General features: G+C 62.1%; 16 protein-coding genes. 2 read left to right on the forward strand and 14 right to left on the reverse strand.

The genetic code is table 11. The features are described 5' to 3' along the window. Window positions 1-10 precede the first annotated feature (10 nt). The 14 genes from phnF to ccmA all read right to left on the reverse strand — a co-directional run bounded on the left by phnF (window position 11) and on the right by ccmA (window position 11,300). On the reverse strand, window positions 11-715 hold the full coding sequence (gene phnF / locus ACA041_RS23110) for a phosphonate metabolism transcriptional regulator PhnF (RefSeq protein WP_497437859.1): 705 nt from the start codon (window positions 713-715) through the stop codon (window positions 11-13). 37 nt (window positions 716-752) lie between these two features. Beyond that, the gene (gene phnE, locus ACA041_RS23115) at window positions 753-1,535 is read right to left on the reverse strand and encodes a phosphonate ABC transporter, permease protein PhnE (RefSeq protein ID WP_497437860.1); all 783 of its coding nucleotides are present in this window, start codon (window positions 1,533-1,535) and stop codon (window positions 753-755) included. Between the two features lie 144 nt (window positions 1,536-1,679). Continuing rightward, window positions 1,680-2,696, reverse strand: coding sequence for a phosphonate ABC transporter substrate-binding protein (gene phnD, locus ACA041_RS23120; protein ID WP_497437861.1), 1,017 nt, complete (start codon window positions 2,694-2,696; stop codon window positions 1,680-1,682). Window positions 2,697-2,730: 34 nt separating this feature from the next. Then, complete coding sequence (gene phnC, locus ACA041_RS23125) at window positions 2,731-3,564, reverse strand: phosphonate ABC transporter ATP-binding protein (RefSeq protein WP_497437862.1); 834 nt, start codon at window positions 3,562-3,564, stop codon at window positions 2,731-2,733. 342 nt (window positions 3,565-3,906) lie between these two features. After that, window positions 3,907-4,317: a hypothetical protein gene (locus ACA041_RS23130; RefSeq protein WP_497437863.1), complete on the reverse strand. Its 411-nt coding sequence runs from the start codon at window positions 4,315-4,317 to the stop codon at window positions 3,907-3,909. Window positions 4,318-4,330: 13 nt separating this feature from the next. Further along, window positions 4,331-5,533 carry a c-type cytochrome biogenesis protein CcmI gene (ccmI, locus tag ACA041_RS23135; RefSeq protein WP_497437864.1) on the reverse strand — a complete coding sequence of 401 codons (1,203 nt, stop codon included), beginning with the start codon at window positions 5,531-5,533 and terminating at the stop codon, window positions 4,331-4,333. Next, complete coding sequence (locus ACA041_RS23140) at window positions 5,526-6,008, reverse strand: cytochrome c-type biogenesis protein (RefSeq protein WP_497437865.1); 483 nt, start codon at window positions 6,006-6,008, stop codon at window positions 5,526-5,528. The genes ccmI and ACA041_RS23140 overlap by 8 nt, the downstream gene beginning before the upstream one ends. Next, window positions 6,005-6,541, reverse strand: coding sequence for a DsbE family thiol:disulfide interchange protein (locus tag ACA041_RS23145; RefSeq protein WP_497437866.1), 537 nt, complete (start codon window positions 6,539-6,541; stop codon window positions 6,005-6,007). The genes ACA041_RS23140 and ACA041_RS23145 overlap by 4 nt, the downstream gene beginning before the upstream one ends. Continuing rightward, a complete protein-coding gene (locus ACA041_RS23150; RefSeq protein WP_497437867.1) occupies window positions 6,538-8,526 on the reverse strand; it encodes a heme lyase CcmF/NrfE family subunit in 1,989 nt (662 codons plus the stop codon). Before ACA041_RS23150 ends, ACA041_RS23145 begins: the two co-directional genes overlap by 4 nt. 1 nt (window position 8,527) lies before the next feature. Further along, the gene (gene ccmE, locus ACA041_RS23155; protein ID WP_497437868.1) at window positions 8,528-8,983 is read right to left on the reverse strand and encodes a cytochrome c maturation protein CcmE; all 456 of its coding nucleotides are present in this window, start codon (window positions 8,981-8,983) and stop codon (window positions 8,528-8,530) included. Then, a complete protein-coding gene (gene ccmD, locus ACA041_RS23160; RefSeq protein ID WP_064679077.1) occupies window positions 8,980-9,156 on the reverse strand; it encodes a heme exporter protein CcmD in 177 nt (58 codons plus the stop codon). The genes ccmE and ccmD overlap by 4 nt, the downstream gene beginning before the upstream one ends. Further along, window positions 9,153-9,908 carry a heme ABC transporter permease gene (locus ACA041_RS23165; RefSeq protein WP_497437869.1) on the reverse strand — a complete coding sequence of 252 codons (756 nt, stop codon included), beginning with the start codon at window positions 9,906-9,908 and terminating at the stop codon, window positions 9,153-9,155. Before ACA041_RS23165 ends, ccmD begins: the two co-directional genes overlap by 4 nt. A 91-nt stretch (window positions 9,909-9,999) precedes the next feature. Next, window positions 10,000-10,668: a heme exporter protein CcmB gene (gene ccmB, locus ACA041_RS23170; protein WP_266018381.1), complete on the reverse strand. Its 669-nt coding sequence runs from the start codon at window positions 10,666-10,668 to the stop codon at window positions 10,000-10,002. Then, window positions 10,665-11,300 carry a cytochrome c biogenesis heme-transporting ATPase CcmA gene (gene ccmA, locus ACA041_RS23175; protein ID WP_497437870.1) on the reverse strand — a complete coding sequence of 212 codons (636 nt, stop codon included), beginning with the start codon at window positions 11,298-11,300 and terminating at the stop codon, window positions 10,665-10,667. Before ccmA ends, ccmB begins: the two co-directional genes overlap by 4 nt. A 198-nt stretch (window positions 11,301-11,498) precedes the next feature. Here ccmA and fliK point away from each other — a divergent pair, with 198 nt between their 5' ends. Beyond that, a complete protein-coding gene (fliK, locus tag ACA041_RS23180) occupies window positions 11,499-13,058 on the forward strand; it encodes a flagellar hook-length control protein FliK (RefSeq protein WP_497437871.1) in 1,560 nt (519 codons plus the stop codon). Then, window positions 13,055-13,390, forward strand: a complete 336-nt coding sequence (locus ACA041_RS23185) for an EscU/YscU/HrcU family type III secretion system export apparatus switch protein (RefSeq protein ID WP_497437872.1) — start codon at window positions 13,055-13,057, stop codon at window positions 13,388-13,390. Before fliK ends, ACA041_RS23185 begins: the two co-directional genes overlap by 4 nt. Window positions 13,391-13,435 lie beyond the last annotated feature (45 nt).

Below are 13,435 nucleotides of genomic sequence, written 5' to 3' on the forward strand. Positions count from 1 at the left end.
AGGTTCTCCATCAGGTGACGACCTGGTACTGGAAGCGATCCGAACGGCTGGTGGACTGGGCCAGTTCCACCGGGCGGCCGTCGCGATCGCGGGAAAGAGTGAACACGCTCAGCGCCGGCAAATGCCGGGGCATCATCAGCAACGCGGCTTCTTCGCGGCTGGGTAAACGGGCGCCGATCAGGCTTAGGGTGCGGGTCAGCGGCAGGTCCCGCTCGCTCAGGTACTGACGCAGGGACCCGCCGCTGTAGTCCGCCAGCAACGGCGCGTGACTGGCGCAGTAGCGATGGCGGATCAGGCTGACCGGTTGCTGATCGAGCTTGCGCAGGGTTTGCAATTCGATCATTGGCGCCATTTCGGCAAGACCCAGGTGTTGCGCTTCTTCACGGCTGGCAAAGCAGTAACGGCGCTTGAGCAATACAGCCTCCACGCCCAGCCCTTGGGCCGACAAAGACTGGCTGTAGGCACTGTCGGCGGCCATCGGATAAATCAGCGGCCGTTCCAGCACCTGGGTGCCCTTGCCCTGGCGGCGCAACAGGCTGCCTTCGAACACCAGCTCATCGATGGCGCGGCGCAGGGTATGGCGGTTGACGCCAAAACGTTCGGCCAACTGCACTTCCGCCGGCAGGAAATCCCCGGCCTGATAATCGGCCAGTTCACGGCGCAGGATGTCGGCCAGTTCGCGGTACACCGGTTCATCTTGTCTAGACAACTGCATGCTTAAAAAAAAGCGCCCAGGGGCACCCCTCCGAAATTCAGATGAACCGCTTGCGCAGGCGTTGCGACAGAATGTCGATCAGGCTCACGACCACGATGATCACCAGCAAGACTGCACACGTCTGAACAAACTGAAAGGCGCGGATGTTCTCCCAGAGAATCACCCCGATCCCGCCGGCACCGACCATCCCCACCACCGTCGCCGAGCGCACGTTGGCCTCGAAACGGTAAAGCGCGTAGGACACCCACAGCGGCATCACTTGCGGAATCACGCCGTAGATCACCTCTTGCAGGGCACTGGCACCGGTGGCGCGGACACCCTCGACCGGGCCTGGATCGATGGCCTCGACCGCTTCGGCGAACAGCTTGGCAAGCACCCCGGTGGTGCTGATCCACAGCGCCAGCACCCCGGCAAACGGACCCAGCCCGACCGCCACCACAAACAACATGGCGAACACCATTTCGTTGATCGAACGGAAGGCATCCATCACCCGCCGCAGCGGCTGGTGAATCCACCAGGGCGTGATGTTCTCGGAGCACAGAATCCCCAGGGGGATCGAGCAGACAATCGCCAGCACCGTGCCCCACAGGGCGATTTGTACGGTGACGATCATTTCCTTGAGGTAGGCGCGCCATTCGTGGAAGTCAGGCGGGAAGAAATCGGCGGCGAAGGTCGCCATGTTCCCCGAGTCGCGGTACAGCGCCATCGGGTTCATTTCGGCGCCCTGCCAGGCCCAGGCCAGCAGGACCAGGAACAGGCCCCAACCGGCGTACTGCGGCCAGGTGCGCTTGCCGACGGCTTCAGCGTGCAGAGTGGTCATGTGTCTCCCTCAATGTAGGGGCGAGCTTGCTCGCGATGGTCGTTAACGATGACGCGGGAAACCGGGAGAAACGCGGCGCACTTGAGTTCTTCGTCGGAGCGCCGCCCGGAGCAAGCTCGCTCCTGCAAGAGCCCCGCGCGGTGATCAACCGGCGTTGGCCGCGGTCTTTTTGCCGGCGCTTTTCTCGAGCACGGTCAGGCGCTCTTGCAGCTTGGCCAGTTCGGCATCGATCTCAGTCAGGCGCCGGGTCTTGTCCGCTGCATCGAGCTTGGTGTCGGCGCTGATCGTGGTGCGCAGCTTGAACAGCTCAAGCTGACGGATCGGTAGCAACTGGTCGTCGCTGGAGGCCAGGAACTTGCCCAGTTGCATGCCCTTGAGCACCGCCTTCTCGGACTCGGTATCGCCATAGCTGAAGATGAAATCGCGGATCTTCTGCTTCTCGCCATCGCTCAGGGCCTTGCTCCACACCAGCGGGTCGGCGGGGATCAGCGGCGACTTCCAGATCACCTTGAGCAGTGCAGCCTTGTCCGGCTGGGTGACTTCCAGTCGATCCCAGCTTTCGGTGTTGAAAGTCGCCACATCCAGTTGCCCCTTGGCCACGCTCAAGGCGTTGACCTCGTGGCTGGAGTTGAGGGTGCGCTTGAACGCGGTGGCGGCATCGACGCCGTTCTTGGCGAACACGTAGTAGCCCGGCACCAGATAGCCCGAGGTGGAGTTCGGGTCACCGTTGCCGAAGGTCAGGGACTTGGCGTTTTTCAGCATGTCGTCGACAGAATTGATCGGGCTGTCCTTGCGCACGATCAGCACGCTCCAGTAACCGGCCGCACCGCTGGCGGCAGCGGTCTGGGCGAAGATCTCGCCGTTGGAACGGTCCACCGCCTCGATGGCGGCCTTGTTGCCCAGCCAGGCGACGTCGACCTTGTTGAAGCGCATGCCCTGGATCAGGCCGGCATAGTCGGAGGCGAAGGTGGCGTTGATTTTCAGGCCGGTCTTCTTCTGCATGTCATCCAGAAAGGGTTGCCAGATGCTCTTGAGGTTCTGCGAGGACTCGGTGGACATGACGCCGAAGTTGATGACTTTTTCTTCAGCCTGGGCGCTGCCCAGCACACAACCAGCGAGCAAAGCGGCGCCAGCAAAGACGCGACCGATACGGTTCAACATGGAAAGGCTTCCTGAGGGTGCGAAATGGGGGTGTTCACACGCGAGCCAGCACCAGCCGGGGTGCGGGTTCGGGGCGGCGGGCCTGGTCGGAAAACATCAGGCTGGCGTCGTGGTCGGCGCCGTACAGGTCATTGAGGAACTGACTGCTCAAGTCGGCGGCGAGGCCATCGAAATGGATGCGCCCGCCCTTGAGCGCCACGGCCCGGGGGCAATAACGTGTGGCGTAATCGACCTGATGCAGGGTGACCACCACCGTCTTGCCGTCGCGGCGGTTGATGTCGGCGAGGATTTCCATGACCTTGCGCGCCGACTCCGGGTCCAGGGAGGCGATGGGTTCATCGGCCAGAATCACCTCGGCGCGCTGGGTCAATGCACGGGCAATCGCGACCCGCTGTTGCTGGCCACCGGACAAGGTCGATGCTCGCTGTTGTGCCAGGTCGGCCAGGCCGACACGGTCCAGGGACTGCATGGCGAACTGTTTTTCCTCGGCATTGAACAGGCTCAGATTGCCGCGCCAGCGTGGCATGCGCCCCAAGCAACCGAGCAGCACGTTGTCGAGCACGCTGAGGCGGTTGACCAGGTTGAACTGCTGGAAGATGTAGCCGATATCGGCGCGCAAACGACGAACCTTGCCGTTCAGCCGCCCGGATGCCTGCACTTCCCGACCCAGTACCTTGACGCTGCCGCCGTTATTGCGATCGCAACAGGCCAGGCCCGCGAGGTGCCGCAACAACGTGGATTTGCCGGAGCCGGAAGCGCCGATCAGCGCGACCATCTCACCGGCCGCGATGGTGAGTTCGAGGTCGACCAGTGCGGTTTTGCGCGCAAAGGTCTTGTTCAGATGATCGACGTGGATAGCTGCGTTCATGGGCTTCTCTGTCTGGTTGAACAGCCGTCCCTGGCCGCTTTGAAGTTCAACCGACTTTAGGCACGGGCTGTGTCAGCCCTATGACTTGCACATGTCGCTGGATTAACTATTTGATGAAGGTTTTGTGAAAGGTTGAGCAGACGGGAACGATCGAGAACCTGTGGGGGAACCTGTGGGAGCGAGCTTGCTCGCGATGAGGGAGGTACATTCAACATCAATGTCGACTGACACTCAGTCATCGCGAGCAAGCTCGCTCCCACAAGTTGCGGCAGCGGTTCAGTCATTTCTTTTCAGCGGACATAAAAAAGGCGACCCGAAGGTCGCCTTTTTGTGTGCTGACTGTTACTGCCCGAACTGCCGTCCCAACCCGCCCGGCACGCCTTGGATATCCGTGTCTTCCCACGGCCCGTTCGGGCTGATCGACTGGCTCCAGCCATTGTTCCAGCGGTAGTAGGTGCGCTGGCGGTAGAAGGTATTGGTCTGATCATCCAGAACATAAACCCCAAGTTTGGGATCCCAGTGGCTGTTGCCACCCGGCGGCGGCGCGAAGCTGGCGGAGGTGCGCGGCAGCGGTTTGGCGGGCTTGGCCGGGATGCTCGGCTTGCTCGGCGTCGGGGTGGTAGAAGGTGTTGGCCGGGGCTGCGAAGGCGGGATCGGCGGCAATGGCGTCGGCGTCGGCTCGGGCCGCTGGACCGCACAAGCGCTTAACCCCAGGACCATGCTGAGGAGGGTGATACGAGCGATGGCGGTCATGGTGGCGTTCCTGTTATTTATCCGGGCTGTCGATGGTCAGTTGTTGCTGTGCGGTGGTGCTGCTGGCCAGGGGCTGGCTGCGACCGATCCATTCGCCGGCCGTCGGTTGCCCGGCGCGGGAGATGCGTGCAACCAGTTGGACTTCAGGGAAGTTCGACAGTTTCAACTGCGGCATCATTGCATCGGCATCGCCCAGCTCGACGGTCGCCGGCAGGTCGGCCACGGTCAGGCGCTTGGCAGCCAGTGGCGCGGGTGGGCCGGAAGTGGCGCGGGCAAAGATGAACACGCTGTCGCCCGGCTGGACCTTGGCCTTGAGCTCGGGTGCCAGGTCGACGGTGACTTTAAGCGACGCCGCCACCTTGGCCGCTGGCGCCTGGGCCACCTTGCCGCCGCTGGCGACGAGTTTTTCGCTGGCCCGGGTGATCCCGCCTTGCAGCGCGGCACGGGAGCTGTCATCCGGCGGCAATTGCGCCAGCAGTCGATTCCAGTAGTCGATGGCGTCCTGATAACGCTCGCTTTCGAAAGCGGCGATGCCGAGCAGGCCGAGGCTGGTGACTTCTTTCGGATCGGCTTTCAGCGCTTCGTCGGTCAGGGCCTGGATCTTGTCCGACCACTTCTTGCCGTCGGCGAAGTATTGGGCCTGGGCCCACTGGCCGAGCAACTCCGGCTGACGACCGGCCACATTAGCCGCACGTTCGAAGATCTTGGCCGCATCCGCCGGTCGGTCCTGGGCCATGTAGGTGCGACCAAGGAAGTACAGGCCTTCAGCCGAATCCGGCTGAGCTTCGACCGCGCGCTCCAGGCGACGGGTCATCTCTTCCATCGACTGTGGCGCCTGGGCGAATTCCCGGGTCAGCTCGACCTTGTCGCTGGCCCCGAAATGCAAGTACAGCGCAAGCCCGAGTACCGGTACCAGAATGGCCGCCAGCAGTGGCCACGGCTTGCCCAGCCGGGATACACGGGGTGCCTCCACGCCTTCGGTGTCCGCCAGTAATTCACGAGCGGCTTCGGCACGGCCGGTGTCCATTTGCACGGCGTCGAGAACGCCCTCCTCCTGCTGGGTTTGCAGTTCGGCCACGCGCTCTTGATACAGCGCGACGTTGAGGGCGGTACGATCCTCTTCAAGCTGGGCGCGACGGCCACGCAGAACGGGAATCAGCAGAAAACTCAGGGCAACCAGAAGCAGCAGACCTGCAGCGAGCCAGAAATCAATCATTCTTGGTTTTATCCAACAGGTGGTCGAGGCGCTCACGCTCCTCGGCAGAAAGCTCATCCTTGGTCGCAGTGCGTTGCACGCGCCGACGACGGACGATCACGGCGATAATCACGAACCCGCCCAGCAACAGGGCAGCGGGGCCGAACCAGAGCACTGCGGTCTTGGCGTTCAGCGCGGGTTTGTAGCGCACGAAATCACCGTAGCGGTCGACCATGAAGTCGATGATCTGCTGATTGTCCTTGCCCTCGCCGAGCATGCGGAAAATTTCCTTGCGCAGGTCGGCGGCAATCGGCGCATTGGAATCGGCGATGTCCTGATTCTGGCACTTGGGGCAACGCAGCTCTTTGGTCAACTCGCGAAAACGCTCGCGATCGCCCTCTTTGGCGAACTCATAGGTGTCGATGGCCGCGTGCGCCATCCCCGCCATGCCCGCCATGCTCAAGCCCAACACCAGGGCAGCAATCCAGCGCTTCATGGCTTGGCCTCATCTACCAGCGCCTGATACTTGGCCGCCAGTTTTTCACGCCAGACCTGCTCGTCGATCACCCCCACGAACTTGTCGCGGATGATGCCCTTGGCGTCGATGAAGAAGGTTTCCGGAGCGCCATACACGCCCAGGTTCAAACCCAACGTGCCGGCGTCATCACGGATATCCAGCTGGTACGGGTTGTGGAATTCATCCAGCCATTTCAAGGCATCGGCGTTGACGTCCTTGTAGTTGACGCCATAGATCACCACGCCCTTCTCGGCCAGTTTATTGAGCACCGGGTGCTCGACCCGGCAGGCAATGCACCAGGTGCCCCAGACGTTGACCAGCGCCGGTTTGCCGAGGATGTCGGCCTTGGTCAGGGTCCTGTCGCCCTGCACCGCGGGCAGGGAAAACTCCGGGAACGGTTTGTTGATCATCGCCGAGGGCAGCTCGGACGGGTTCAGGTACAGACCGCGGTACAGGAACACAGCGACCACCAGAAAAATCGCCAGTGGCAACAGCATTAGCCAACGTCTCATGCAGTCGCCCCCGACAGGCCCAGTGCTTCGCGCACACGGCTTTTCACCTTGACCCGATAACGCCGATCCAGCGCCGCCAGCAACCCACCGAGACCGGTGAGCAGCCCGCCGAACCAGATCCAGCGCACGAACGGCTTGACGTGCACGCGCACGGCCCAGGCCCCGTCGCCCAGCGGCTCGCCGAGGGCAACGTAGAGATCGCGAGTGAAACCGGCGTCGATCCCGGCTTCGGTCATCACCGAATTCTGCACGGTATACAGACGTTTTTCCGGGTGCAGCACGCTGATTTCCTTGCCGCCCTTGATCACCCGTACGGTGCCCTTGTCGGAGGTGAAGTTCGGGCCTTCGTAGTGTTTGGCGCCTTCGAACACAAACTGGTAACCGCCCAGGTCCATGGATTCGCCCGGCGCCAGGCGCAGGTCGCGCTCGGCACTATTCTGGCTCGACAGCACGACACCCAGGGCGCACACGGCGATGCCGAGGTGCGCGACCTGCATGCCCCAATAGCTGCGGGTCAGGGTCGGCAGGCCTTTGATCAGGCCCTTGTGCCGGGTCTTGTCGAAGATGTCACGAATGCCGGCCAGCAACACCCAGGCCGCGAGCATGAACGTGGCGATCACCGCCCAGTTGAAATCACCGTAGAAAACGCCGGCCACTACGGCCAGCGCAGCGCTGCCGAGCAACACCGGGGTCAACATGCCCACCAGCCATTTGACCGGGGTGTCTTTCCAGCGCACGAGCATGCCGACCGCCATCACCATCATCAACAACGCCATCAACGGAATGAACAGCGCGTTGAAGTACGGCGGGCCGACCGACAGCTTGGCGCCGGTCATCGCGTCGAGGATCAGCGGATACAAGGTGCCGAGCAGAATCATCGAAGCCGCCACCACCAGCACCAGGTTGTTGCCCAGCAGCAGGGTTTCCCTGGACCAGAGGTTGAAGCCGACATGACTCTTGACCACCGGCGCGCGCAGGGCGAACAGCGTCAGCGAACCGCCGACCACAAACAGCAGGAAGATCAGGATGAACACGCCACGCTCAGGGTCGGAGGCAAAGGCGTGCACCGAGGTCAGCACGCCGGACCGCACCAGGAAGGTACCAAGCAGGCTCAGCGAGAAGGCAGCGATGGCCAGCAACACGGTCCAGCTCTTGAACACGCCACGTTTTTCCGTGACCGCCAAGGAGTGAATCAGCGCCGTACCGACCAGCCAAGGCATGAAGGAGGCGTTTTCCACCGGATCCCAGAACCACCAGCCGCCCCAGCCGAGTTCGTAATAGGCCCACCAGGAGCCCAACGTGATGCCGATACCGAGGAAGGCCCAGGCAACGATGGTCCACGGACGGGACCAGCGTGCCCATGCCGCATCGAGGCGACCGCCGAGTAACGCGGCGATGGCGAAAGCGAAGGCTACCGAGAAACCGACATAGCCCATGTACAGCATCGGCGGGTGAACGATCAGGCCGATGTCCTGCAGCAAGGGGTTGAGGTCACGACCGTCTGTTGGAATCTGCGGCAGGATCCGTTCGAACGGATTGGACGTCAGGATCAGGAACAGCAGGAAACCGATGCTGATCATGCCCATCACTGCCAGTACCCGCGCCAGCATCACTTGCGGCAACTGCCGCGAGAACACCGACACGGCAAAGGTCCAGCCGCCGAGGATCATCGCCCACAGCAGCAACGAGCCTTCGTGGGCGCCCCACACCGCGCTGAACTTGTAGTACCACGGCAAGGCGCTGTTGGAGTTGCTGGCAACGTAGGCCACGGAGAAATCGTCGGCCATGAACGCGTACGTCAGGCAACCGAAGGCGAACAGTAGAAACGCGAACTGCCCCCAGGCGGCCGGCTGCGCGAGGCTCATCCACAAGCGGTCGCCGCGCCAGGCTCCAAGTAACGGCACCACGGCCTGAACCAGCGCGAAACACAGCGCCAGGATCATCGCCAGGTGGCCCAGTTCGGGGATAAAGATGCCAGAAGTCATATCAACCTTCCTTCGCGGGTGTCGGGGCGGATTGACCACTGTCTTTCAGGGCCTTGGTCACTTCCGGCGGCATGTACTTTTCATCGTGCTTGGCCAGCACTTCATCCGCCACCACTACGCCATCGGCATTAATTTTGCCCAGGGCGACGATGCCCTGCCCTTCGCGGAACAGGTCCGGCAGGATGCCGCGGTAGCTGATGGTCACGGATTCCTTGAAGTCGGTGACGATGAATTTCACGTCCAGGGAATCCCCGGACCGTTGCAGCGAACCTGTCTCGACCATGCCGCCGGCGCGGATGCGCGTGTCTTGCGGCGCTTCGCCATTGGCGATTTGAGTCGGTGTGTAAAACAGATTGATGTTCTGTTGCAGGGCGCTCAGGGCCAGGCCGACGGCAGCACCGACGCCGACCAGGATCGCGAGAATGATGAGAAGACGCTTTTTACGCAGGGGATTCACTTGCCGTTCTCCCGGCGCAGACGACGCGCCTCTTGTTGCAGATACCGCTTGCGGGCCAGGACCGGCGCCGCCACGTTGAGGACCAGTACCGCCAGGCAGATGCCATAGGCCGACCAGACATACAGGCCGTGATGGCCCATGGCGAGAAAGTCGCCGAATGAAGCAAAACTCATCGCGCGGCCTCCAGGCTGTTCTGCACTTCGGCCTTGACCCAGCTGGCGCGGGCTTCGCGCTTGAGCACTTCAAGGCGCATGCGCAGCAACAGCACGGCGCCGAAGAAACAGTAGAAACCCAACACCGTCAGCAGCAGTGGCAGCCACATCTCGACCGGCATCGCCGGTTTTTCGGTGAGGGTGAAGGTCGCGCCCTGGTGCAGGGTGTTCCACCACTCCACCGAGTATTTGATGATCGGGATATTGATCACGCCGACGATCGCCAGCACCGCGCAGGCCTTGGCCGCGCTGTCACGATTGCTGATCGCGTTGCCCAGCGCAATGAGACCGAAGTACAGAAACAGCAGAATGAGCATGGACGTTAGTCGCGCATCCCAGACCCACCACGAGCCCCAGGTCGGTTTGCCCCAGATCGCGCCGGTGACCAGCGCCACGGCGGTCATCCAGGCGCCGATCGGTGCCGCGCATTGCAGGGCGACGTCGGCCAGTTTCATCTTCCAGACCAGCCCGACGATGCCGCATACAGCCAGCATCACGTAAATGGACTGCGCGAGCATCGCGGCGGGAACGTGGATATAGATGATGCGAAAGCTGTTGCCTTGCTGGTAGTCCGGCGGCGCGAAGGCCAGGCCCCATACTACGCCAATGCCGATCAACAGCAACGCCGCGACGCTCAACCACGGCAGCAGTTTGCCGCTGATGCCGTAAAACCATTTGGGCGAGCCGAGCTTATGAAACCAGGTCCAGTTCATTACAGTTTCCATCACGGTTGCTGCTCGTTGTCACGAGCTAGCCAGGGCCTGCTTTTTTAACAAATGGTTAAAAAACAACCAGGCCTCATTATTATTCGCCGACGCTGATCTTCAGGCCAGCAGCTATTGCAAAAGGTGTCAGGGTTATCGCCAGGGCGGTCAGGCTACCAAGCCACAAGAGATAACCGGTCGCCGGCATGCCCATCAATGCCGCCTGCAAGGCGCCACTGCCCAGGATCAACACCGGGATGTACAACGGCAGGATCAGCAGCGCCAGTAACAGGCCACCTCGCTTCAATCCGACCGTCAGCGCCGCGCCCACCGCGCCGAGCAAGCTCAGCACCGGTGTACCCAGCAACAGGGAAAGCAGCAACACCGGCAGACAGGCGGCAGGTAATCCGAGCATCAACGCCAGCAGGGGTGCGAGCAAAACCAGTGCCAGGCCGGAGAAGGCCCAGTGTGCCAGTACCTTGGCCAAAACCAGAAGAGGCAGGGGGTGCGACGAAAGGACCCACTGTTCCAGGGAACCGTCTTCGAAATCACTGCGGAAAAGCCCGTCCAGCGAGAGCAGAACCGATAAAAGGGCGGCTACCCAGACCAGTCCCGGAGACAAGGTTTGCAACAATTGAGACTCGGGGCCGACCGCCAAGGGGAACAGCGAAACCACGATCGCGAAAAATACCAGCGGATTGGCCAATTCCGCGGGACGGCGGAACAGCAAACGGGCCTCACGGGCGACCAACAGGCCGAAAACACTCATACGGCCCAGTTCCCCAGATCAATCTCGCGATAGTTGGCTGGCATCCGGCTCAGCGTGTGGTGCGTGGTCAAGACCACCATACCGCCCCGCTCGCAGTGCGCGGCCAGGTGCTCTTCAAGTTGCGCCACGCCTTGCTTGTCGAGCGCGGTGAATGGCTCATCGAGGATCCATAGCGGCGGGCTTTCCAGGTATAACCGCGCCAACGCAACCCGGCGTTGCTGCCCGGCGGACAGCGTATGGCAAGGAACATCCTCGAAACCGCGCAGTCCGACGGCCGTCAACGCTTGCCAGATCGCCTCATGGGAGGCCGGTTGATGCAAGGCACAGAGCCAGCTCAAATTCTCTTCCGGCGTCAGCAGGTCCTTGATCCCGGCGGCATGGCCGATCCATAACAGGTTGTGCGCCAGTTCACTGCGTTGTTCGTTGAGCGGCTGGCCGTTGAGCAGCACTTGACCGGCGGTCGGCTGCATCAGGCCGCAGAGCAGACGCAGAAGACTGGTCTTGCCGCTGCCATTGGGACCACTGATTTGCACCATTTCGCCACTGACCAGTCTCAATTCGAGATTTTCGAAGAGCAGCCGAAGGTCTCGCTCACAGGCAAGGGCAACGGTTTGCAGGACAGGACTGGTCAAGAGATCACGGGCCTTTACGGTTCAAGTCGGCAGCGGTGCGGCCGCTAAAGAGATGCAGGATAAATGCTTTGGCGACCCGTTCTAAGGAGCCAGATCAAGAATTTGCAAATGATTTCAGCGCCCCGGATACAACGGGGCCGCATTATACATGCCACGCCCTACTCTCAAGAGGGCAATTTCCTCAGGTTGTGACCGCATATGACAGGCGAAATGAACATCCTCCCGTTACCGCCGACCGCGCCTGCGCCGTCACGTGCGCAGGCGACCGGCGGCGAGCTGCTCAAGTTGCTGACGCCCATGGAGGGCCTGATCAGCACCGGTCAGAGCGCCAAGGCCGAAGTGCTGTCGCTCAAGCAGGCGGAACAGAATTTTCAACTGTTGCTGAAGGTCACCCTCGACAGCGGCCGCCAGACCACGGTCCGCGCCACCAGCACCCAGCCGCTGGTCCAGGGCACCAGCCTGGCGATCACCCAGCCATCGGCAGGCAATCTGGCGATCACCGTGCAACAGGCCGTCGCTTCCAGCGTCGCCACCCTCACCCGCCTCGACCCCACGCAACTGCCGGCCGGCACCCTGCTGCAAGGCAAAGTGCTGACCTCGCAAGCGATGCCCCAGGCACCGGGCAAGCCGACGGTCTTTCGCTCGATGGTGGGCCTGCTCAATACCGCATTGAGCGGCAGCACGCTGAGCATCGACAGCCCGCAGCCGCTGCGCATCGGCACCTTGTTGAGCGCGTTGGTGCAGGACGCCCAGACCTTGAAATTCGTCCCGTTGAGCAGCCGCCAGGAACAACTGGCGGTGACCCAGCAACTGCTCAGCCAGCAGAGTCGCCAGGGTTCGCTCGACGGGCTGTTGAAAGTGCTGCAAAACCTGTCCACGGACCAGACCTCCAGCGATTTGCGCGCGGCCGTGGACAAGCTCCTCGCCGGCCTGCCGGACGTCCATCAACTCAGTACGCCCAAGGGCCTGGCCCAGGCACTGGCTGGTAGCGGGCTGTTCCTCGAAGCGAAACTGCTCGGCGGGCAGAACCCGACGTTGGCCCCGGACATGAAGGGCGACCTGCTCAAGCTGATCGCACAATTGCCGGGCAGCACCAACCTGAATGCGATCATTGCCGCCAATACCCTGGCCCAGGCCATGCCGGGGTTCGTGCGCAGTGCCCTCGGCATGCTGGGGCAGGTCAGCGCCAAACCGTCGCCGACCAGTTTCCCGCTACCCGAGCGGCTGCTGCAGGGCACGGACGACGAAGGCGATCTCGAACACCTGCTGCGCCTGGCCGCCGCCGCGGTTGCACGCCTGCAAAGTCATCAATTGTCGAGCCTGGAACAGACCGGCGTGACCAGTGACGGGCGCCTGATGAGCACCTGGCAGCTGGAAATACCGATGCGCAACCTGCAGGACATCGTGCCGTTGCAAGTCAAGTTCCAGCGCGAAGACGCACCGGAAAAACAGCAGCCGAACGAGCGCCGCGAAGCTCCCCAACCCAAGCAACAGCTCTGGCGCGCCGAACTGGCATTCGACATGGAACCGTTGGGACCGCTGCAGATCCAGGCCCAGCTGATCCAAGGCAGCCTCTCCAGCCAACTCTGGGCCGAGCGGCCGTATACCGCCAGCCTCATCGAAAGCAATCTGGCCGGCCTGCGCCAGCGCCTGCTGTCCTGCGGCCTGAACGTCGGCGACATCGACTGTCACCTCGGCACACCGCCGCAAGGCCCCCAAACCCGTCTCGAACAACGCTGGGTCGACGAAACCGCATGAAAACCCCCGACACCCCGCGCCAGGCCATCGCCCTCAAATACGACGGCAGCCACGCCCCTACCCTCACGGCCAAGGGCGACGACGCACTGGCCGAAGCCATTTTGAAGATTGCACGTGAATATGAAGTGCCGATCTACGAGAACGCCGAGCTGGTGAAATTGCTGGCAAGGATGGAATTGGGGGAGAGTATTCCGGAGGAGTTGTATCGCACGATTGCCGAGATTATTGCGTTTGCGTGGAATTTGAAGGGTAAGTTTCCCAAGGGGCAGGATCCGGATGCGCCCGCGGAGGAGCGTGATGTAACGCCCAAGGCTAACGCAGAGCGGGATTGAAACAAGCTGTTTAACGGTTCGATGATCGGGCGATGTGTCAGATGA

Source organism: Pseudomonas sp. LBUM1676, assembly GCF_059695605.1.